Origin of the sequence: Budvicia diplopodorum (assembly GCF_009800925.1) — a bacterium.
Classification (GTDB): Bacteria; Pseudomonadota; Gammaproteobacteria; order Enterobacterales; family Enterobacteriaceae; genus Budvicia; species Budvicia diplopodorum.
Map to the genome: position 1 here is coordinate 11,823 of NZ_WOYF01000018.1, position 22,598 is coordinate 34,420.

At 47.7% G+C, this 22,598-nt stretch carries 18 protein-coding genes; 8 read left to right on the forward strand and 10 right to left on the reverse strand.

The genetic code is table 11. The annotated features are described in order from the left end of the window. Positions 1–55 precede the first annotated feature (55 nt). Both glgX and glgB read right to left on the reverse strand, forming a co-directional pair. On the reverse strand, positions 56–2,077 hold the full coding sequence (gene glgX / locus GVI43_RS13850) for a glycogen debranching protein GlgX (protein WP_425482155.1): 2,022 nt from the start codon (positions 2,075–2,077) through the stop codon (positions 56–58). Further along, positions 2,049–4,265: a 1,4-alpha-glucan branching protein GlgB gene (glgB, locus tag GVI43_RS13855; protein WP_159567448.1), complete on the reverse strand. Its 2,217-nt coding sequence runs from the start codon at positions 4,263–4,265 to the stop codon at positions 2,049–2,051. Before glgB ends, glgX begins: the two co-directional genes overlap by 29 nt. 1,110 nt (positions 4,266–5,375) lie before the next feature. Between glgB and GVI43_RS13860 the strand changes: the two genes are divergently transcribed. Further along, the gene (locus tag GVI43_RS13860; RefSeq protein ID WP_159567449.1) at positions 5,376–8,648 is read left to right on the forward strand and encodes an autotransporter family protein; all 3,273 of its coding nucleotides are present in this window, start codon (positions 5,376–5,378) and stop codon (positions 8,646–8,648) included. A gap of 119 nt (positions 8,649–8,767) precedes the next feature. Here GVI43_RS13860 and GVI43_RS13865 read toward each other — a convergent pair whose 3' ends face one another. From GVI43_RS13865 to pbpG, 3 genes are all read right to left on the reverse strand, one after another. Further along, positions 8,768–9,358, reverse strand: coding sequence for a Yip1 family protein (locus GVI43_RS13865; RefSeq protein ID WP_159567490.1), 591 nt, complete (start codon positions 9,356–9,358; stop codon positions 8,768–8,770). A 214-nt stretch (positions 9,359–9,572) separates the two neighbouring features. Next, positions 9,573–10,499: a DUF808 domain-containing protein gene (locus GVI43_RS13870; RefSeq protein ID WP_159567450.1), complete on the reverse strand. Its 927-nt coding sequence runs from the start codon at positions 10,497–10,499 to the stop codon at positions 9,573–9,575. A gap of 230 nt (positions 10,500–10,729) precedes the next feature. After that, complete coding sequence (gene pbpG, locus GVI43_RS13875) at positions 10,730–11,647, reverse strand: D-alanyl-D-alanine endopeptidase (RefSeq protein ID WP_159567451.1); 918 nt, start codon at positions 11,645–11,647, stop codon at positions 10,730–10,732. A 326-nt stretch (positions 11,648–11,973) separates the two neighbouring features. Between pbpG and GVI43_RS15925 the strand changes: the two genes are divergently transcribed. From GVI43_RS15925 to kwaB, 4 genes are all read left to right on the forward strand, one after another. Beyond that, positions 11,974–12,228 (forward strand): hypothetical protein, encoded by a 255-nt coding sequence (locus GVI43_RS15925; protein WP_170324339.1) that lies wholly within the window; start codon positions 11,974–11,976, stop codon positions 12,226–12,228. A gap of 272 nt (positions 12,229–12,500) precedes the next feature. Then, on the forward strand, positions 12,501–12,989 hold the full coding sequence (locus GVI43_RS13880) for a DUF1003 domain-containing protein (protein WP_159567452.1): 489 nt from the start codon (positions 12,501–12,503) through the stop codon (positions 12,987–12,989). A 571-nt stretch (positions 12,990–13,560) separates the two neighbouring features. Then, positions 13,561–14,133 (forward strand): anti-phage protein KwaA, encoded by a 573-nt coding sequence (kwaA, locus tag GVI43_RS13885; protein ID WP_159567453.1) that lies wholly within the window; start codon positions 13,561–13,563, stop codon positions 14,131–14,133. An 8-nt stretch (positions 14,134–14,141) separates the two neighbouring features. Beyond that, on the forward strand, positions 14,142–15,137 hold the full coding sequence (gene kwaB, locus GVI43_RS13890; protein WP_159567454.1) for an anti-phage protein KwaB: 996 nt from the start codon (positions 14,142–14,144) through the stop codon (positions 15,135–15,137). A gap of 124 nt (positions 15,138–15,261) precedes the next feature. Here the strand turns inward: kwaB and GVI43_RS13895 are convergent, their stop codons facing one another. From GVI43_RS13895 to dusC, 3 genes are all read right to left on the reverse strand, one after another. Continuing rightward, positions 15,262–15,624 carry a hypothetical protein gene (locus GVI43_RS13895; protein ID WP_159567455.1) on the reverse strand — a complete coding sequence of 121 codons (363 nt, stop codon included), beginning with the start codon at positions 15,622–15,624 and terminating at the stop codon, positions 15,262–15,264. 416 nt (positions 15,625–16,040) lie between these two features. Next, on the reverse strand, positions 16,041–16,580 hold the full coding sequence (locus GVI43_RS13900) for a DUF2058 domain-containing protein (protein WP_159567456.1): 540 nt from the start codon (positions 16,578–16,580) through the stop codon (positions 16,041–16,043). 157 nt (positions 16,581–16,737) lie between these two features. Beyond that, a complete protein-coding gene (dusC, locus tag GVI43_RS13905; protein WP_159567457.1) occupies positions 16,738–17,676 on the reverse strand; it encodes a tRNA dihydrouridine(16) synthase DusC in 939 nt (312 codons plus the stop codon). Between the two features lie 153 nt (positions 17,677–17,829). On the opposite strand from dusC, the gene GVI43_RS13910 reads away from it, so the two are divergent. Then, positions 17,830–18,444 (forward strand): hypothetical protein, encoded by a 615-nt coding sequence (locus tag GVI43_RS13910; RefSeq protein ID WP_159567458.1) that lies wholly within the window; start codon positions 17,830–17,832, stop codon positions 18,442–18,444. Between the two features lie 40 nt (positions 18,445–18,484). Here GVI43_RS13910 and moeB read toward each other — a convergent pair whose 3' ends face one another. Both moeB and moeA read right to left on the reverse strand, forming a co-directional pair. Beyond that, complete coding sequence (gene moeB, locus GVI43_RS13915) at positions 18,485–19,246, reverse strand: molybdopterin-synthase adenylyltransferase MoeB (protein WP_159567459.1); 762 nt, start codon at positions 19,244–19,246, stop codon at positions 18,485–18,487. A gap of 3 nt (positions 19,247–19,249) precedes the next feature. Further along, positions 19,250–20,491: a molybdopterin molybdotransferase MoeA gene (gene moeA, locus GVI43_RS13920; RefSeq protein ID WP_159567460.1), complete on the reverse strand. Its 1,242-nt coding sequence runs from the start codon at positions 20,489–20,491 to the stop codon at positions 19,250–19,252. 234 nt (positions 20,492–20,725) lie between these two features. On the opposite strand from moeA, the gene folE reads away from it, so the two are divergent. Beyond that, a complete protein-coding gene (gene folE / locus GVI43_RS13925) occupies positions 20,726–21,397 on the forward strand; it encodes a GTP cyclohydrolase I FolE (RefSeq protein WP_159567461.1) in 672 nt (223 codons plus the stop codon). Positions 21,398–21,402: 5 nt separating this feature from the next. Beyond that, positions 21,403–22,593, forward strand: a complete 1,191-nt coding sequence (gene yeiB, locus GVI43_RS13930) for a DUF418 domain-containing protein YeiB (protein WP_159567462.1) — start codon at positions 21,403–21,405, stop codon at positions 22,591–22,593. The last annotated feature ends 5 nt before the right edge of the window (positions 22,594–22,598 follow it).

Here is a 22,598-nt window from a genome sequence, read left to right on the forward strand (position 1 = left end):
ACATCTATAAAACCCTATAGGTAAAATTTAAATGAGTGCCATAAAAAGGCATAAGTTAATCAATATCTTGTTGTTGCTTTTGCAATACGCCGATCGTTCGAGGCATGGCCTGACACGTTGTGCGGTCAATCTGAACTTCACGCTGGCTAAACGGTGGGGCAGTTAGCCATTCTCCTGCCGGTAAACTTAAGGTTTGCCGGTGTTCGCTCAAATTAATGACGATTAGCCATTGGCCTGACAGTAATATTTGCAGAACCTGTTGTTCACCCTGTTCCCACTGCTGCGGTGACAACCGTTGGCTTTGAGCATTGAGCCAATCCACATCGCGGATTCCGTCCTGTGATGTGACCCAGCCTGTCCACCAGTCAGCGGTGGTTAACGCCGGGATTTTTTGACGCAAATGAATCAGCCCGCTGGTGAAGCTAATTAGCGCTTCATCGGCCTGAATCCAGTTTATCCACGTCAGGGCTGAGTCCTGACAGTAGGCATTATTGTTACCCCGTTGGCCGTTACCCAGCTCATCGCCGGCCAGCAACATGGGGGTGCCCTGTGAAAGCAGCAGGGTTGCCAGCAGCGCTCTGACGCTGACTGCGCGACGTTCTAAGGTTTGGCTATCGGCATCTGAACCTTCGGTGCCGTGGTTATTGCTATAATTCTGTGAATGACCGTCGCGGTTGTCCTCTCCGTTAGCGTAGTTGTGCTTTTGATTAAAGCTGACCAAATCGCTGAGGGTGAAGCCATCGTGGGAGGTGATTTTGTTTATTGAGGCGAACGGCAGCCGACCTTGGCGATTAAACACATCGCTGGAGGCGGCATAGCGACGGGCAAACTCACCGGCGCTAAGTGAACCCTGTAACCAAAAGCGGCGCATATCATCGCGGTATTGGTCGTTCCATTCGGCAAACGGTGAACTGAATTTACCTAACTGATAGCCGTCGGGGCCGATGTCCCAAGGTTCGACAATCAGCTTCAATTGCGATAGCGCCGGGTCTTGAAGCAGGGCGATGGTGAGCGGTGAATCCGGTGAAAACGCGGGCGTTCGGCCAAGCACCACGCCAAGATCGAAGCGAAAACCGTCAACGTGACACTCATTGGCCCAAAAACGCAGGCAGTCCATCACCCATTTCACCGTTGCCGGTTCGGTGAGGCGCAGCGTGTTGCCGCATCCGGTCCAGTTGTGGTAATCCCCTTGCTCATCGATCCAGTAGTAGCTGGCGTTATCAATGCCGCGCAGCGACAGGGTCGGGCCTTTGAGGTCCAGTTCGGCAGTATGGTTAAACACCACGTCTAGAATCACTTCAATTCCGGCGGCGTGCAGCGCCTTAACCATATCTCTGAATTCAGACAGCGGCGTTGAATTCGCCTGCCCGGACCAGTAGTCAGGCTCGATGGCAAAGGGTGCCAATACGTTATAGCCCCAGTAGTTGGTTAATCCTGCCCGCTGTAGCCGGGGTTCATCGATATGAAGCTGAACCGGCAGCAGCTCCAGCGCGGTGATGCCTAGCTTTTGTAGATATTGAATCATCACCGGATGGGCAACCGCCGCGTAGCTGCCGCGTAAAATGGCCGGAATAGCGGGGTGGGTTTTGGTCAGGCCTTTTACGTGGGCTTCGTAAACCACGGTTTTTGACCACGGCGTTTGCGGCGGTTTATCCTGCTGCCAGTCGTAGACTTCATCGGTCACAATGCATTTGGGCACCAGGCTGGCGCTATCCGTTGATTCCGGTTGAGGGCCTGAATCGACCACCAGAGGGCTGTCGGGGACTTTGCCATCCAGCGCCCGGCAGCAGGGGTCGATCAGCAGCTTTTGCGGATTGAAGCGTAAACCCTTGGCCGGATCCCAAGGGCCGTAAACGCGGTATCCATAGCGCAGCCCCGGCCGATAGCCAGCAAGGTAACCGTGCCATACGTTACCGGTACGGGCGGGGAGTAATAGCCGATGTTCCCGATCGTGTTCGTCAAACAGACACAGCTCTACCTTTTCAGCATGGGCTGAAAAAAGCGTAAAGTTGATGCCGCTGCCATCAAAATGGCTACCGGCAGGGGAATCACAACCCCTGAGTAGCATGAGCGTCATATCGGGCTTCCCGTCGTAAATAGATGGTTGCCAGAGGCGGTAACGTTAACCGCAGCGAATGATTTCTGCCGTGGGAAGGGATAGCTTCACTGTGTACGCTGCCCTGATTGCCAGCGTTGGTACCGCGATAATATTCAGAATCGGTATTGAGAATTTCCCGATACTCAGCGGGAATATCAATGCCAATGCGGTAGTTCTCTCGCGTAACCGGCGTAAAATTACTGACTATCACCAGTTCATTACCGTCTGCATCGCGGCGCGCAAAGGCAAAGACTGAGTTTTGTTTATCGTCGACCACCAACCATTCGAAGCCTTTTGGATCAAAATCTAACTGATAAAGCGCAGCCTGCTGCTGGTAGCAATGGTTAAGGTCGCGTACCAGATCCTGAACGCCGTTATGCCAGCCGCCCTGAATCGGATCTAATAAATGCCAGTCGAGGCTGCTGTCGTGGTTCCATTCACGACCCTGTGCGAATTCACCGCCCATAAACAGCAGTTTTTTGCCGGGGTGAGCCCACATAAATCCGTAGTAAGCGCGCAGGTTGGCAAACTGTTGCCATGTGTCGCCGGGCATACGACCCAGCAGCGAGCGCTTACCGTGAACCACTTCATCGTGCGACAGCGGCAGGACAAAGTTCTCGGTATGGGCGTAAAACATGCCGAAGGTCAGCAGATCGTGATGATACTGGCGGTGAACCGGGTCGAGCTTCATGTAGTCCAGCGTGTCGTGCATCCAGCCCAGATTCCACTTGTAGTGAAAGCCGAGCCCGTCCATATCCGGCGGCAGGGTCACGCCCGGATAGTCGGTAGACTCTTCGGCGATAGTCACCGCGCCCGGGCACTCAATGCCGATGGTTTTATTGGTGTAACGGACAAAATCGATGGCTTCGAGGTTTTCATTGCCGCCGAATTTATTCGGGATCCACTCACCGTCGGCCCGGCTGTAGTCGCGATAGACCATGGACGCGACGGCATCAACCCGCAGGCCATCGATACCAAAGCGTTCTATCCAGTACAGGGCGTTGCCCGACAGGTAATTACACACTTCGAGGCGGCTATAGTTGTAAATCAGCGTATTCCAGTCTTGATGAAACCCTTCGCGCGGATCGGAATATTCATACAGTGCGGTTCCGTCAAACTGGGCCAGACCGTGGGCATCGGTGGGGAAGTGGGCCGGAACCCAGTCAAGCAGCACGTTAATGCCTTCTTTATGGGCCGCGTCGATCAGATCGCGAAATTCTTCAATCGTGCCGAAGCGGCGGGTTGGTGCATACATGCCAACCGGCTGATAGCCCCACGAACCGTCAAACGGGTGTTCATTCATCGGCAGCAGTTCAATGTGGGTGAATCCCATGTATTTAACGTAGGGGATCAGCTGCTCTGCCAGCTCTTTATAGCTGAGCCAGCCGTTGTCATCGCGGTGGCGACGCCATGAGCCTAAGTGAACTTCATAAATCGACATTGGCGCAGAGAAACCGTTTGCCTGACGACGCTTATCCGACACCGGAACCCGCGGCGGTAGCTGGCAAATGCGCGATGCGGTATTGGGGCGCATTTCGGCGGCGAAGGCATAGGGATCGGCTTTCAGTACCGGTTGGCCGTGGCTATTAATCACTTCATATTTATACAGTTGCCCAACCTGTACGTGAGGAATAAACAGTTCCCAGATCCCGCTCTCTTTACGCAAACGCATTGGGTGGCGTCTGCCGTCCCAAAAGTTGAACTCGCCAACCACGGAAACGCGCAGGGCGTTCGGTGCCCATACGGCAAAGGTGATGCCGTCAACGTCGTCTAGCCGGGCTGAATGGGCACCGAGCCGCTCGTAGGGCCTTAGATGCGTGCCTTCAGCTAAAAGCCAGCTGTCCAGTTCCTGAAGCAGCGGGCCAAAACGGTAGGGGTCTTCAATCACCTGCTGGTGATCTTGCCAGCTGATAAGAAATTGGTAACGGTAGGGGAGTTCCCTTGGCGGAAGCGAGCCGGAGAAGAATCCGGTCTGGTCTACCTGCGATAGGGTAATAAGCGGTTGCTGGGTCTGCTTATCTAATACGCTGACCTGTAGCGCGTCAGGTGCAAAGGCGCGAACGGTAAAGCCGTTGCTTGTTTTATGCATACCCAGTATTGAGAACGGATCGGCATAGTGTCCCGTGGTTAGCTGCCGGATTGTATCCTTATCAATAGTTCCTGACATCCCTCTTCTCCCTTATCGAAATTTTTAGGAAACCGAAGCCAAAGCTCAGCTCAAAAAAGAATAAAGGTGAGATCCTGATATCATTAAACTAACGACGATATCAATAAGTTACCTGATTTCACCATACTGTAATAGTAGATTAAAACTGTGAGATAGTTCTTGAATTCACTTCATGCGTGGGCGATCGCCCAATATGCTAAATTTTTCAGTATTTATAGGGTTCTAAAGGCAGGAAAATGATATTTGAGTCCCATTAAAACCACTATGCTAGGTTGGGATGACCATCGGCGAAAATGGCTATGCCATTGTTTATTTTAGTACATAAAAACAAGCGGAAAGTTGAACCTAGATTGCGCGGGAGTGTGAGTTACTTCAATTTGTTGATAATTATAGAATTAATAATTTATAACTTATTTTGTAGTGGGTGTTTATATTGTTTTTTAGCCTCATTTTCCTACTATATTTTTTGATATTATTATTTTCATTATTTATAAACTAGATTGCATTTGCAACCACACATTAATAAATGTAAAAAATTATTTCATTCACGCTATTGCAGTATGTTTTTTTATTGTAAATAATGTTTTTGAATATTTTTATTTCGGTATTTAAATTTTGGTGAATAAGTGAATTTATCTATTAAGTAGCAGTAATTCATTATATCGACCTAATGAGTTTGCATTATTCTATCTTAAGGGCTTTCTTTTAAACCTGCATCTAGCGTTAAATATCGATTTTAATCGTATTGATAATTTTTTAGATCGATTAAATGATCTTGATTGGAGTATTAAATTGTAGTTTAATCGGTGGCACTTTTTAATTCTGATTGCATTTAACGCTGATTATGACTGAATCTATCGATGTCTGTGGTAATAACCCTATTTTATAGTTGCTTTAATGTTTTATGCCCCGTGCCATTTTTAAATGATTTTAGTAAAAGCATTTAGTGATTTTTAACTCAATCACAAGAGCGTTTTTTTTAATAAAAACAGGCGTAAAGGTAGATTCAGTAATTATTCACTATTTATTATCGATTATTCATTACCCATAAAATTAAATTTTTAACATTCTAATGAAGCAATATTTAACATAATTAAACGGATATTTTTTATGAACAGTACCTCTATAGTATTACCTAAGTTTCAAAGAACCCTTCTGTCTACTTTAGTTATCACGTTTCTTAGCGCTCCTTACTCTTGGGCGGATAATACCTTTAGCGTTACCAATGGTTCGGTACAATCGGTCTCCGGTAATTATAATTCAGCAACCAGTAACGTTCCGGCTATTCTGGTTCAAGGTGCTAATAGCACCGTCAATAGCAGTTCAGGCCTAGTGGTCAATACCAACGCGCGCGCTAGCCATGGCGCTAAAGTGGCCGATGGCGGAACGATTAATCTAACTGATTTCCGCATTACCATCAGCGGCGATGTTGCAAACGGTATTAACAATATTAACGGTACCGTTAATAATCAGGGCGGTACTATCACTACCACGGGAGGTAGCTCACACGGGCTGGTTGTTCAAGGTAGCAGCTCTAGCGCGATTCTTAACGGTACGACTATCTCGACGTCTGGGTCAGGCGCTTACGGTATCTATGGCTCTTCGGGGGCGAACGTTTCTCTGACGAATACCTCCATTTTGACCAAGGCCAGCGGGATCGATCTTAGCAATGCGGGAAGTAAGCTGACCGGTAGCGGTAATCGTTTTGATATTACCGGTAATGGCTCTACCGCTATCAGTTTGTCTAGTAGCGGAGTGACCGGCAATTTAACTAATACAACCGTTCATATGCAGTACGGTTATGCCATCGCGTCGGTGGCTCGCGGTGCTGAATTAACGTTAAATGGCCTGACGGCCACCGGGTCTGTCGATCAGGTATTGGAAGGCGGCGGTACTGTTAATCTGAGCAATGCTGACATTCACCTCGATCGGGGGGGAGTGGTGAGGGCTATCGGCAACGCCACCACGATGGCCAACGTTACGCTGACCAACGTTAATGCCGTTTCTGAAAGCGGCAATTTAAATATGATCGATGCGAATATCTATGCTGACGTAAAGGTGATCGGCGGCTCTTATCTATCTAAAGGTGATTATGCCAAAGGCGTTTGGGTGCCGGGCATCGATTCTAAAATTCAGGTTCAGGGTTCACAAATTGTTACCGAAGGCGGCGGCGCGACCGCTATTGAAATCCGGGGAACGGCGCAGGTAGACAATACGATTGCCAGAAGTAAGGGTGACAATTCCCACGGCCTCTATTCTGAATACCGTTTTGACGCGACCAATATGACCGTTTCAACGGCCGGTGTGGGTAGCATTGGCGCAACGGCAGCCAGAGGCGGAATGTTAAATTTAAATACGGCTACCGTTGATACCACCGGTAATTCGGGCATGGTAATCGGTACGTTTTCCGGCTCAACCGTCAATGCAAAAAATGTTGTTGGTACTTCAACCGGTGCCAGTGCGTATGGGTTATGGAGCCAAACAAGCGGTACAATTAACCTTGAAAACAGTCGTATTACCACTCAGGGCATTAATGCCGGCGGTATTTATGCAGCAGGTGCAGGCACCGTCTATACCAAGGTTGATCTCAATAATTCAGCGGTGATTAGTGAGCAGGGTACTGGCTTACGCGCCTATGGTGCTAATATTAACGCCACCGTACGCAATGGCTCAACGTTAAGCGGTGGCAACGGTATTTTGATCGATGCGGCGCTAAACGTTGCCAGTAACGTTAATATGACCGTAGATAATCAGTCGATTGTCGTGGGCGATATACGGGCGGCTGGAAATAATAACGTCAATTTGTCATTAATCAATCGTTCGGTATGGAACGGCGCAGCGGTTAATGCCAACGGTATCAATATTGATGATACCAGCGTTTGGAATATAACCGGTGACGCCGACGTTAAATCGCTAGCCCTGTCCGGTAACGTTAATTTTTCGCCAAACTCAACCAGCGCTCGCGCTTCCGGCTCTGATTTCAGCACGCTAACCGTAAACGGTAATCTAACCGGCGGCGGTAGCTTTGTTTTAAACGGTGAGTTGGGAGATAGCAATTCGGCGACGGATAAAATCCACGTGATTGGCGATGTGACCGGTAATTACGGGGTAAACGTAGTTAACCGCGGCGGCCTTGGCGCCCTGACTACCGGCGACGGTATTAACGTGATCGCCGTTGACGGTGACGCTTCATCCGGCCAGTTTGCTATGAACGGCAGCGTATCGGCCGGTGCCTATGACTATTATTTGTACCAGATAGATACTAATCACTGGAACCTACAGTCAAATCTGACGCCGGTGGTTCCTGCGCCAAATCCAAATCCAAATCCAGAGCCAGAGCCAGAGCCTGCGGAGCCATCGGACCCTGTTATTCCGGTACCGACACCAACGACACCACCGACACCAACTACACCACCGACACCAACTACACCACCGACACCAGAGATTGCTTACCGTGCTGAAGTGCCCGGATATATTGCGGCACCATGGCTCAATGAGTTCTACGGTTTTACTACGCTGGGTAGCCTGCATGAACGCCGTGGCGATTCCGCGGCATATAGCTCAGCGTTTAGTGAGGGCGCATGGGGTCGTATTAGCGGCCAACATAACCGTTTCGACGCCGGTCGCTTTAGCTATGATTCCGATATCTGGTTTGCCCAGCTCGGTAGTGACGTATACCGGTCAGAAAATGCGGCCGGAACGCAAACCACCGCCGGCGTGATGATTACGCTGGGTACGCAATATACCGACGCCCAAGATCGCGCACGCGCCGTCAGGCCTGAACTGTCGGTGAATACCGGCAAGATTAAAACCGATGCTTACGGTTTGGGCGGCTACTACACCATGATGACCAATGACGGTGGCTATCTTGACTTAGTCGGGCAGGGTACCTGGTATCGCAATAAGTATGAAAGCCGAAACGATGCCGATCAAAATGGTTACGGTTTAGCCATGTCGGCGGAAGCGGGTCAGGCATTCAATATTATTGACGGCTGGAGCATTGAACCTCAGGCTCAGCTGAAGTACCAGTATTTGAACCTGAAAAGCTTCAGCGATGCTCTCTCCGACGTAAGCAGTACCTACCATAGCGTTGGTCAGGCCAGAACCGGATTGCGCATTTATTATGATTCAGCAAAAGAGCAGACGGTTAAGCCTTATCTATCGAGCGACGTGATTTATCAGTTAGGTAAAGAGCCTGAAGTTACGGTGGATACCGCAACTATTCGGCCAGATTTTAGTAAGTCTTACTGGCAGGGTGGCGCCGGTATCACCGCTAAAGTCGGCAACGGCGTAGACGTTTATGCCGACGGCCGATACCAAAAAGCCTTTGATGGCCAGATGGAAGGCTATTCAGGTAATATGGGTATTAAAGTCAGCTTCTAATCCAATTGGCTAAACAAAAAATGGGCTATTACCTAGCGGTGATAGCCCATTTTACTATTCATCAACGCTCTATCCACTCTTGTTCAACGGTTAACGGTCGGTTTGATATTTCGTCGGTACTACCAAAAATGGGAACCGTATCCCCACAGCAGAACGGTCAGCCCCAGTAAAGCCTCAAGAACCAAAATACCGATGGCCAGTGTTGAGCTGGAAAAGATAAAGCCTTCATTGTGGTCAATATGAAGAAACGCCGGAATACCGGAGTAAAGCAGATAAGCACAGTAGCACAGCCCCACAATACCGGCTAACAGGCACAGCCAAACCAGCGGGTAGAGCGCCACGATGCCGCTTAAAAACATCGGCGTTGCGGTATATCCGGCAAAAATAATGCATTGCGACAGGCTTGGGTTCTGCTGGTAGCGGTGGGCCATCCAGTGAATGACTTTACCAACGATGGCGACGGCAACCAACAGCATCAGGTAAAACACCACACCAATGTACAAGGCAGTGACTGGCATGATTTGGATCACCCGATCTTCGCCCAGCATCCAGCCGAAATAGGTGGTGCCTATGGCGGAACAGATAACCGGTATGGCCGCCATTTGCAAAATATAGCTGGAATAGAGGTGGGTAATCGTCTCTTTTCTTTGACTGATCTGTTGGAATTCCCGGTCAGGGTGGGCCAGAAGTCCCCATACGTGATTGAACATCATAAGTCACCTCAGATCCTGCCGGTGGCCGCACCCGGCATGGAATTACGCCTTTCAATTGGGCGAGTCTTATCATGCGGTCCTATAGTAAGTATAGAACGGGTTGAGGCAATAGATATGCCAACGGCCGAGGATTTTATGACTAACGATGAGCGCTCACCGGCCGGTTGCCGGTGAGGAAAAGTGGGGTATTCAGGCAGGCTAATCAGGCAGACTATGAAGGCAGCTTTGGCCGCTTGAATTTACTGATAATCGTGACGCCCGCTAAGACTATTGCTCCGACAACTAGGCCGAAAAGCATGTTCAGTAGGGTCGGGCCAACGGCGCTAAGCACCCCGCCAACGGTGGGAATACTACCGACAGCCGCAGCCAGCCTTTCAATCGCGTGACCGACCGGAGGCAGACCGTGAGTCAGTATGCCTCCGCCCACCATAAACATGGCCGCGGTGCCAACAATCGACAGCGTTTTCATCAGATAAGGCGTTACGTTGACCAGCCCGTTACCAATCGCTTTAAGTACGCTGGACGGTTTGCCGCTGAGGTAAAGCCCCACGTCGTCGAGTTTAACAATTCCTGCCACCAGACCATATACGCCAATCGTCATCACGATAGCGATACCGGATATCACGATAACCTGCTGTAAAAAATCGGCTTCGGCCACGATGCCTAACGTAATGGCAATAATTTCGGCAGACAGAATAAAGTCGGTTCTGATTGCCCCTTTTATTTTATCTTTCTCAAAAGCGACCAGATCTTCCGGCTCCTGCTCAGGCGCACTATGTTGGTCGGAGTCTGAATGTTTCCGATGAAGATAGGTATGGGCCAGCTTTTCGAACCCTTCAAAGCACAAAAATGCGCCACCGACCATTAACAATGGCGTGACCGCCCACGGGGCAAATGCGCTGATTAGCAGCGCCAAAGGAACCAGAATCAGCTTATTAAGAAACGACCCTTTAGCCACCGCCCAAACCACGGGGATCTCGCGCTCAGCCCTTATACCGCTGACCTGCTGAGCGTTCAGCGCCAAATCGTCGCCTAATACGCCAGACGTTTTCTTTGCGGCCATTTTGGTCATGAGAGCAACATCGTCCAGTACGGAAGCAATGTCATCGAGCAACGCAAGTAAGCTACCACCAGCCAAAGTATAAGTTCCTTATGAAATTGAATAACAAATTGGGTAACAAATCGAATAACAACCTGCCTTGATGCAGGCAACAGGGTTTAAAGCTTACCTGAAGCGGTTTGCTCTTCCTACAGAAAGATCGGGCGAATAGAAGGGGAAAACCCTTAACGTTTACTATAGCACCGCCGCTCAGGTATCAACCAGAACGGCGGCGTTATCAGGCGGTTTGCGAAATTAGAATGGAAAGGTTAAGCCTGTTTGGCTTTCGGCTTTTTATTGCTTTTGGCCGCTTCAGGCACCATCGGAGCCTTACCGCTTTCCATCCATTTGCGTAAACGGTTGGCGTCAGCAAAGTGGGTATACTTACCGTAGGCGTCGAGCACCACTAAGGCAACATCGCGGTTAGCAATGGTAGTTCTCATCGCCAGACAGTGCCCGGCTTCATTGGTAAAGCCGGTTTTAGTCAGGTGAATATTCCAGTCAGTATTGTTGATTAAATGGTTAGTATTGCGAAAGCCCAGCGTATAGTTTGGCTTTTGGAAGGCGACTATTTTATCGGGGGTGGTGCTTAACTGGCTGAGCAACGGATACTGTTTAGTGGCAATCAGCAGGCGAGTTAAATCGCGGGCGGTTGAAACATTGCTTTCAGACAGGCCGGTTGGTTCAACGTAACGGGTGTGAGTCATGCCAAGGGATTTAGCTTTAGCGTTCATTGCCCGAATAAAGGCGTTATAGCCCCCGGGATAATGATGGGCAAGGCTGGCTGCCGCGCGGTTTTCTGATGACATTAATGCCAGCAGTAGCATTTCCTGGCGGGTAATTTCACTACCAATTTTTACCCGTGAATAAACGCCTTTCATCTCTTTAGTATCGTTGATATTAATTGGAATAACTTCGGTAAGCGGCTGTTTCTTATCGAGAACAACCATGGCGGTCATCAGCTTGGTAATTGAGGCAATCGGAACCACTTTGTCCGGATTGTTGGAATAAATAACGCTACGATTCTTCATGTCGATCACTAGCGCACTATTGGAAGCCAGCTCCGGCTGTGATAATGAGCTTTGAACTGCGGTTGGGCTACTTTTAGCCATCGCCTCGGGTATCGAGATAGTGCCGGTGGATAAAATTAACAGGCTTAAGAATGAACAACAGATTTTTGCGCGCATAGCTCACTGACTTAATTTAGATTATTGGAAACGAACGAAACGTTCAGCCTGTAGAATTATAATTTATCATGATGCATTTCGTATAACTGTATTCATGCATATATACCTAATAAAAAGATGGATATTTGTAATAAATTGTATTTTTATGCTGTTAAGGCCGGTTAATCGATTTTCATCATGCCAAGCTGGCGATATTTGCCCATGAAACCAGCTATTGTCGACATTAGTTTTTGCTATTTATTTTGGCTATTCATCTTGGTTATTCATTTTCTAGCTCGCTTTTACCGCGTCAATGGTCTAATAAATATAATAGCTAAGGGGGTATTATGATATGGCTAGAACAAGGGCTCTACCTTAGAGTCGAACAGACAGACCGCGCTCCTAAACCTTATCCACTTGATAGCGGCTTTAACACCAACACGGCGTATCGTGCGCTGGGTATGTATAACCCTTCTGAAACCTCAGATGCCTATTTCATACTGTCTAACGACCGGGATGAGATCTGGTTCATATGCAACAGGCACTTTAGGACGGTAGGTCTATCATCAGATGAAAAAGCGTTTAGATATCCACTAGGGTAGGCCGTTAACGACGGCGATGAACGGTTTTTTTCCAAAACAATATTGATGATGATTTCAACGTTAATGGGTAAATGGGTATAAGAAACAACAATTCTATTTACAGAATTCATATTAACGTTTTCACCTTCACTAACTGTTTAATGATTAAGATTATTCATTTTTGGTAAATATATAATGGGGCATATTTTATAATATTTAAAAATGCACCCTCATTATTATTGCGTTTTTTGGCTACGCTTTAGTCCACACAGCCTTGATCGAGAGCTACCAAGATGGATACCAAATCACGAAACCAACTTGCAAAATTGCGCAAACAGAGTAAAGCCGAACATGAAGAGCTTTTGGCGGATCCTACCGCCTGTGAGCGGGAGGCTAGCTTTGGCGAACACTTGGCGGACGTCATCACCAGCGCGATAGCCTCATGGACTTTTATCCTGATACAAAGCACCATCATTATTGCCTGGACCATCTATAACCTTATTTTTAAGAAAAGCGGCTTTGATCCTTATCCGTTTGTTTTATTAAATCTGTTCCTTTCGTTTCAGGCCGCATATACCGCTCCGGCGATCATGATGAGCCAAAAACGCCAGAGCATGAACGACAGCCGCCGAAATGAAATAGAGTCCGACGTTAACGTCAAAACCGATTTGGAACTGTATGCGCTGCACGAAAAAATAGACGACATCAAAGATAAAGAGATCGCCGAAATTAAAGCCATGATGAAAGAGTTAATTGAGGAAATGCGCAAAGGGCGGGGGTGATGGGGGAAAGGTTATATTAGAAATAGTTTATTGGGTGTTGCTGGTAGGGTGGGGAAGGGCGAGGAGTGGGCTCATCGGTCCTATAGCGTGCAAATTTTATCTGTTCTTCGGTACAACGGGTCTTTTTTATGGTGGATATGCCTCTATGTGAGATGAACGATAGATCGGATATTCCAGTTTATCTTGGCGCTGTTTTCAGGGAGAGGATCACCACAGTTCTGCAACTAGCGTGGGCTAAGCCTGTGGATTGAAGAAAGCTAAAACTGAAAAAATTTGTGATACAAAAGCGGCTGGAGGTAAGATGTAGTGCGATTTTTGTCACAGACATAAGTTTACTCCCATAAAATTATGAATTGAGAGGTAGTATCTTTTAGACAAATGCAGGAGACTATGTAATAGCTATCAACTAACTTATTGAATTACGAACTCATGTTTTAAGATTAGAGGACATTATTTCATACAGAACAGGTTAGTTCTGCTTAATATTTTCCTTAAGTTTAGAGCAACATTAATATTAGCCACTATAATTTTATAAGGTGAATAATGGATACAAGAAATAGAGGGAGGGGGCATGATTTTAAGAAAAATTAATTTATATATCCTTTCTCTATCACTTCTTTTCTTCTTTTTTATAGTCATTACTGTGGATGTACCAATTTGTTTTGGTGATAAATGTGAATTTATTGGTGCCAAAAAACTACTCCTTAATAACGCTGTAGCAATAATATGCCTTGTCCTTTTTGTATATAGTATTTTGGCATATTTTAAATTTAAATGTGATATTAAGCAAACAACTGAGATTCCATTCGAAGTTGTGAAGGTTGAAGGGATCAATTATGAGCATTTAACTTTTCTTGCGACATATGTCATCCCACTGATAACATTCGATTTTGGAAAACCCCAATATATAATTGTACTTGGTCTGTTACTGGTTGTCATGGGTATTATTTATATTAAAACAGACCTGTTTTATGCAAATCCTTCATTGGCATTGATGGGTTTTCATATTTATAAAATAGATGGTATTTTCAAAGGAGGAGAAAAAAGAGAGGGAATTGTTGTTATAACAAAGAAAAAGATTAAAATGGGTGATTCAGTAAAATACATAAAACTTGATGATAAGGTTTATTACTCAGGATATTAAGGTTTTTTATGCCAGATATAATATATGATAAAGAAGTGATGGATCGTAAGCTTCAATATTTTATCGATAATCAAGCAAAGCTTGGCATTGTAGTCTACGCACTGACCAGAAACTCAAACACTCCTAAAAAAATGAATATTGATCCAGAGGCTCAGCGTGGCCTTATAAGTTTGTTTATGGATAATATTCGTGACAATGTAGTGTTAAATGAAGAATTATCCATATTACAACTTTCTGCCTCAGATGAGAGGATTAAGGTTATATATCAATATGATCTTGAAATTCCTCATGAGTTAAGTGTGTTAGATGATGTCAGACAGACTGATGGACACGAATTATACGATATTGCCATTGAGGGCGTAAATAATATAAGAGTATTGCTTATCGAAATAGGTGATGCAAGAGAACAAATGGTTTTGTATAAAACCATGGCTCCCGTAAATATCTTTTCAAGAAAAAGTTTTTTCCTAAAAAAATCTCGGACTAAATTTGAGAAAATTGATGATGACTTTTTTAGGATAAGTGATAATTTTCAACTTTTACGATTTTCTGACGGATTGTTTGTATTTGATTTAGATACTATTGAAAAATCATTTGGTTTTCATGAAGTAATTATTCGTGAGGCTTCATCGGGCATGACTGCAATAGCGGAGCGTAATATAGTATCAAACATCGATGTGTTAGAAGAACTTATCCAAGATGTAAAATATGCAAGGAAACTAACGAAAGTTGCAAGATCTTCTCCAGTGATTCAAAGAAAAATTGAAACTGCTAAGATCATACTTTTTTGTCAGAACTATCCATTGTTAAAAGGTAAGATAAGATTCTCTGACGATGGAACGCAAATCATGCTTGACACAAAAGTATCAAAAGATTTGTTCATAAAATTATTAATGGACGACTTTCTTATTTCTGAGCTTACGGAGAATTATTACAACAGTATAGCGAAGGATACTGTTGAAGTAGCCGTAGTTCGGCCTGAAGTTGCGCAGAATCCGGTTTAATGGCAATGGCGGTAGACCTACGACCTACCGCCATTTTTATGTAGTCAGTTATGAGCGAAAAGCGGAAGTTCTCAATGGCTTCCGCTGTTAATGGTGCATCTTAATCGGCAGGAGCGGGTCATGGTTAATCTGCATAGCTTTTCAGAAAGTCTTCTTCAGAAAGAGCTAGGTCATTTTTTATTAAAAATTCCAATAAATTATACTGAGCTTCTATTCGGTGTTGGCGGAGCGCGCCCATTTTCTGATTAAGAAGTATGTTTCTTATCAACTCTCGAGTGACTACATGTCGAGGGTGCTTTTTTAAGTTAGCGAGCCATTTTGGCATTTTATCATTAATTTCCTGCTGTCTTCTTTTTGGCAGCGAATCTATTCCGCCGCCAGCGCCTGGGAACATTACTCTTTTTGAGTGTTCCAGCTCCTCAAATACGTTAGTTAATTTTGTTAATGTATTACCAAGTGCGATTTGAGAGAAAATACCAAAGACCATGTTTTCTGCCTCATGTGGAAACTGTCCGGTCAAGGAAAGAGCTGGTTAATCATATGCTACTTCTAGATTGCTATTGATATCAAAGAATATTCTTAGCAAGGTAAACGAGCATAATTGAGAGCTTGGTAAATCACATCATTCAATGATAGTTGTGTTGTCTGTATTTTTATCATTCAATTATAGCTTATTAAGAACATAGGGTGAATGTACCGACCTCCCTGCTTAATGCTGTGCAGGCTTATCAAGGTCCGCTCCTGGCACAAAGCCGACGGTCTCGCCTATTTAATCCAACCGGGCTGCAAAGATGTTAGCAACTATCCAGAATAACCCTGCATTTCTCCATGAACTAGCTAAACATTCAATCTTAATAAAAAGCCCCTCAGGACTTTTCATACATAAGCATCTGCAAACCTTAATTACCACATCAAATCATCGGGCACTTTAAAATCAGCATACGGATCTTCTTCATCCTGCTCTTCCTGACTAAGTGCGCTATTTAATACGATACTGTTCGCATCTCGCAGAGCAATTTTATCGGCTACGATCGCGGGGATAATCGCGTATTCACTCTCTTTGCTGCTATCAACAACCAAACGAGCAATGGCGAGACGACCACTAATCAGCTGAGCTTGAGTCATCTTATCCACAACTATTTTTTTAATTAAATTATTATCGGTGAAGTTAAAACTAATATCGCCTTTTGAAATTTTGATTCTGTTCATTTCAATGAGCTGCTTCACCTGAGCTTTATATTCTTTAGATAAAGCAGCCTGTTTTTGCTGTTCGTTTAGCTGTTTATCACGCTCAAGCTGTGCCTGTTTATTTTCTTCCACAGCCTCTCTTGCCTCACGAGCCTGAACCCGTGATTTTTTGGCCGTTCTTTGGACTTTAGCCATTTTTTTGCTGGTCACTAATCCAGCTTTTAGCATTTGTTCTTGTAAGGTGAGTTTTGTCATCTTCGTTTCTAAGCCCGTTGAATAATTTGTGGGATTATACCTGTAATGTTTGAGGCTGTACCAGCTTGTAGGCCCTGATAACCGTATGGCTTGAGTTTGGAGGGGTTTATCAGAGGCTAACGTGACCTGTTCTCAGGTTTAGACACTACGCTTTATATCAAACGTGAGCGTTGGTAATAACCAGCGCTAACCGTTTTTTATCAGTAATGGTTCTGATCTCAGAAAATAATTCAGACGCTTCACCGTATTCCTTGCGCAAATACCCCAGCCACTGTTTAGTTCTGGCAATATTATACAGCCCGGTGTCATAAGGATTATCAGTTTGGACGTATTTCTTAAGCAGCGTTAATACCTGTTTCCACGGCAGCTTATCCTGCTGGTGCTTTACCACCGAGCCGAGATTGGGAATATTCAGCGCTCCGCGGCCAACCATCAGCGCATCGCAGCCGGTAATGTCTAAACAGCGCTGGCCGTCTGCGTAATTCCAGATTTCACCGTTGGCAATCACCGGAATGGTTAAACGCCGACGAATGTCTCCAATCGCCTGCCAGTCAATTTTATCTGCCTGATAGCCATCTTCTTTGGTTCTGCCGTGAACCGTAAGCTCATTGGCGCCGGACTGTTGAACTGCATCGGCGATTTCAAAACGACGCTCGGGAGAATCCCAGCCTAGCCTGACTTTCACCGACAGCGTTTTATCTGCGGGAATGGCTTGCCGCATGGCTTTAGCAACCCGATAGATCGTTTCTGGCTCGCGCAGCAGGCTGGCTCCGCCGTCACCGCCGACCACCCGTTTAGCCGGGCAACCGCAGTTCAAATCAACCCCGTGCGACCCCATTCCAATGGCTCTGGCGGCGTTTTCAGCCAGCCATTCGGGTGAATTGCCCAATAGCTGAACTCGTACCGGCGTTCCTGACTTGGTCAGCCCGCCATGGTGTAATTCGGGGCTTAAACGGTAAAAGCTCTTTTGCGGCAGCAGCATGCCCGTAATGCGCATAAACTCGGTTATGCACAGGTCATAGTCATTAATCTCTGTGAGAAGTTCACGAACAAAGGCATCCAATACGCCTTCCATCGGGGCCAACATTACGCGCATGGGTTCACCGGGGTAGCATTAAAATAAAGCGGGTGCATTCTGTCACACCCAGCTCCGAGATATCAATCCTGTTGGATTATTCATCCTATTTTGTTTACCAAAGCGTACTATATTTATTGACTGGCAGTTCGGTATGAATCGGAACTTACTATAATGAATATAAATTTTACGGTTTCCGGTATTCTTGCCAGATCTTCTTTAATCGAGCGCGGTGGTGAATCAATGAAAAATCTATCTCTGGCTATAGCGACCTGTCTGGCCCTATGGGGTGTGGGAGTTAGCGTTGCCTGCGCCGCTGAGGCCGCGCCAAACTTTACCTTTGCCGGTGAATACCGGGCGGTTAACCCTGAAAGCGGGGAAGTCGCCGCCTCCACAACGTTACGGATTATCCCTTATCAAAAGGGCATGGAACAGGGCGATGGGGAATCCAACCCGGCGCTGGCGTTACGCGCTTGGGTGGTGGAGGTCGAGGAAACTAACGAGAAAATATACCTCGATCGCCTGAGTGATAAAGACCGTGAAATGTCAGACAGCCTAAAGTCTCGCGGCTGGACCTGCGCTGTCTCTAGCCATCTGATATTTTGCGGCGGTCCGAAGGGCGTTCAACCGTTTGAGGGTGAAGACTTTACCAGCCAAACCGGCTGGCTGGCGGTGGTACTGCACGGTGGGCCTCTTGAACTGGTTAAGTGCGTTGCAGATACTTGCAGTACCGGCGACGGTCAGAGTGACGCGGCGCCGGAAGATAACGACCGGGCTAAGCTATTGTAACGCTGCTGAGCAGCTCGGTACTATCAGCCTTACGGCTTACTCATTCCGGCCTAGTGGAACACACCGAACAGGCGGGGTCTTTCATCAGCTTCATTTCCCGAAACTGCATGGTCATGGCGTCAATCATCAATAACCGGCCGGTCAACGGCGTGCCGAAGCGGGTGAGAACCTTAATGGCTTCCATCGCCTGCATGGCGCCAACCATACCCACCAGCGGTGACATAACCCCGGCCTCAACGCAGGTCAGGGCGTTAGCGCCAAACAGACGGCTTAGGCAGCGGTAGCAGGGTTCATCCTGCTGATAGGTAAAGACGCTAACCTGTCCTTCCATGCGAATTGCCGCGCCGGAAATCAGCGGCTTGCATAAGCCATGACACTGCTGATTGAGCCGATTACGAATATCCACGTTGTCGGTGCAGTCCAGCACGATATCGACCCGTGCAATTAGTTCAGCCAGTTGCCGATCGTCCAGCGCCGCATTCACGGTATGCAAGGTGACGTTGGGGTTAATCTGTGTCAACGAGAGGCGGGCCGATTCAACCTTCGCCATTCCGATTCGGTCGTCGCGGTGCAGGATTTGGCGTTGGAGATTAGACAAGGAAACGGTATCGAAATCCAACAGGGTTAGAGAACCGATACCGGCTGCCGCCAGATACTGCGCTGCCGGGCAGCCTAAACCGCCTAAACCAACGATCAGCGCCGATGAGGCCCGCAGCTTTTCCTGGCCGTCAAAGTCAAACCCGCGCAGAATAATCTGGCGGTTATAGCGCAACGTTTCGCTATCGGTGAGTTCAGGCAGCATCGGTTAGCTCTCCAACAGCGAATTAAACGGCTCTACGGTAACCCATTCACCGGCAGCAACCGCCGCGCGATCCTGTTCTAACACAATAAAGCAGTTAGCTTGACTGAACGAGCTGAATACGTGAGAACCCTGATGGCCGGTGGTTCTGACCTCCAGCTCACCCTGTGAATTGGTCGACAGAATGCCACGCTGGAAATCTAAACGGCCCGGCGTTTTTTTCAGACTGCTGGTGGTTTTCACCCTTTGCTGACGCGGCTTTTGCCACTGGCTATAGCCGCTGAGCTTGGCGATTAACGGCTGAACTAACTGATAGAAGGTCAGGGCGGCAGACACCGGATTTCCCGGTAAACCGCAGAACCACGACTGGCTCAGCCTGCCGAAGGCAAACGGCTTGCCCGGCTTAATCGCCAGCTTCCAGAAGCTGATTTGGCCCTGATTATCTAAAATTTGTTTGGTGTAGTCGGCTTCGCCGACCGAAACGCCGCCGCTGCTGATAACTAAGTCGGCCTGACGGTTTGCGCTGTCAAAGGCGTCTCTGATAGCGGTTTCGTCGTCGCGGATGATACCCAGATCGATAACCTCACAGCCCATCTGTTCTAGCATTAGCCGCACCGTAAAGCGGTTGGTATCATAAATTTGCCCGTCCTGAAGCGGCTGGCCGATCGGTTGAAGCTCATCTCCGGTAGAGAATAAAGCGACTTTTAAACGGCGGTAAACGCTAACCTGACTGACGCCCAGCGAAGCCAGCAACGGCAGCTGCGCAGCCCCAAGTCGCGAACCGGCTACCAGAACTTCCGCCCCTTGTTGAATGTCTTCACCGGCCAGCCGGATATTTTGCCCGGCTTTTGGCCGATGGGTGAAACGAACGCCGTTATCTTGAACCTCGGCCTGTTCCTGCATAATCACCGCTTGCGCCCCGGCCGGGACCGGCGCGCCGGTCATGATGCGCAAGCAGGTTCCCACAGGCCATTCACCGTGAAACGGCTGCCCGGCAAAGGCTTTACCGGCAACCGCAAGCACCGCGGATTCAGTCACTTCGTTAACGCGCACCGCATAGCCGTCCATCGCCGAGTTAGCAAACGGCGGCACATCGAGCGGTGAGGTCACGGACTGAGCGGTAATGCGACCGGCGGCCTGCGCTAGGTCGATTTGTTCGGTTTGTGAAACCGTTTCTACCTGCGAGAGCATTTTATTCAGGGCTTGATCGAGAGTAAGAAGATTTGACGTGGTTGAACAGCAATCCATCCGGCGGCTCCGTTAAAACCTGATTTGGTTTGAGCTGAAAGAAAATCATCGGTCTATTATGCCTGATAATGTCTGCCGGGTGAACGCTAAGGGGTTTGGATATGGCAGCATAAGATTCTTTTATTGACCGAATTTCTACAGATCGCTGGATAATCACGAGTGGCTAAATTACAGTGGATGGCTATAAGGTGTGATCCTTATCAAGAATATTGGAAAACGGTCTGGAGAGAGACGATGTCATCGCTGAGTAAAGAAGCCATATTAGTTCATTCCGCCTTACAAGCCAGAGGGCTGGAAACGCCACTGCGCGGGGCGGTAATTGATTCCGATACGCGTAAACAGCGCATTCAAGAGCATATGACAGAGATTATGCAACTGTTGAACCTTGACCTGTCCGATGACAGTCTGGCTGAAACGCCAAAGCGTATTGCTAAAATGTATGTCGATGAAATTTTCTCCGGGCTGGATTATGCAAATTTTCCGAAAATCACCCTGATTGAAAATAAAATGAAGGTGGATGAAATGGTGACCGTCAGGGATATCACGCTGACCAGTACCTGTGAACACCACTTTGTGACAATCGACGGTAAGGCCACGGTGGCCTATATTCCGAAAGAATCGGTCATTGGTTTATCTAAAATCAACCGCATCGTACAGTTCTTCTCCCAGCGCCCGCAGGTGCAAGAGCGTTTAACTCAGCAAATTTTGCTGGCTTTGCAAACGCTACTGGGTACCACCAACGTCGCGGTGTCTATTGATGCCATTCACTATTGCGTTAAGTCCCGTGGCGTTTGTGATGCCACCAGTTCGACCAGCACCACCTCGTTAGGCGGCCTGTTTAAAAGCAACCCAAGCACCCGCCAGGAGTTTCTGGCGTCGGTTCGCCATACTACCCACCACCCCTGATTTCAATGCAGCCACGTTTAGCTGAATCTGCGCCGGGAACCGAACCGCTGAACGGTTGTTCCCGGCGTATTTCATTATTAGACAGCGTGCGGGGCCTGTCTCTGTTAGGCATTTTACTGCTCAATATTAGCGGTTTTGGTCTGCCGAGCGCGGCCTATCTTAATCCTGCCTATGCCGGGCCGCCGCCGTTAATCGATGGCGTGGTCTGGACGCTGCTCGACGTGTTCGCCCAAGGCGTTTTTTTGTCGATGTTTGCCATTCTGTTCGGTGGTGCACTACGGCTGCTACAGTCACGGGGCCGTAGCTGGAACGTTCAACGACTGTTTTGGCTCGGCGTGCTGGGCGTTATTCATAGCGTATTGCTCTGGGACGGCGATATTTTGCTGTCGTACAGTATTGCCGGTCTGGCGGCGGTGATACTGATTCACGGTGCGTCATCGGGTGAAAATCTGATGCGCACCGGTGGGCTGTTATATCTGATTGGCCTTGGCGTTCTTGTGTGGCTGGGCTCATTGAGTAGCGCTCAAACCAATAGCGGATGGGTACCCAGTTTCAGCGAGTTACAGGCAGAAGCCGGGTGGAAACTGGTCGGTGGAATGGCGGCGTGGTCAGTGCGTTTTGACACCATGCTGATGTCCCAGATGTCGATGATAATCCAATACGGCTGGGAGCTGGTTGGCTCCATGCTTATCGGTTCTGCGTTAATGCGCAGCGGCTGGTTAAAGGGGCAGGGAGAACCACAGGCCTATCGCCGTCAGGGGTGGATGCTATTTGGCGCATCGCTGGCAATCGGTGTTCCCGTTGTCGGGTTAAATTGGTGGACCGGCTGGGACTATACGTGGGGGAGCTACTACTTACAGGCTCCGAAAGACCTGTCTGCCAGCCTACAGGGGCTGGGATATATCGCGTTATGGTACGGCTACGGTTGCCGTATTCAATCTAGCCGGATAGCCGGATATTTGGCTAAGGTAGGGCGCATGACGCTGAGCAATTATCTGTTGCAGACGCTGATTTGTACTACGCTATTTTATCGATTGGGCTGGTATCAGCAGCTTGACCGGCTCTCTTTGCTGGCATTAGTGCCGGTTATCTGGTGCGTCAATATCCTGTTTTCCGTTGTGTGGCTACGCCGGTTTAATAGCGGACCGGTAGAGTGGCTGTGGCGCAGGCTGTCTGGCAAGCCGCCGACCGGTTAATCAAC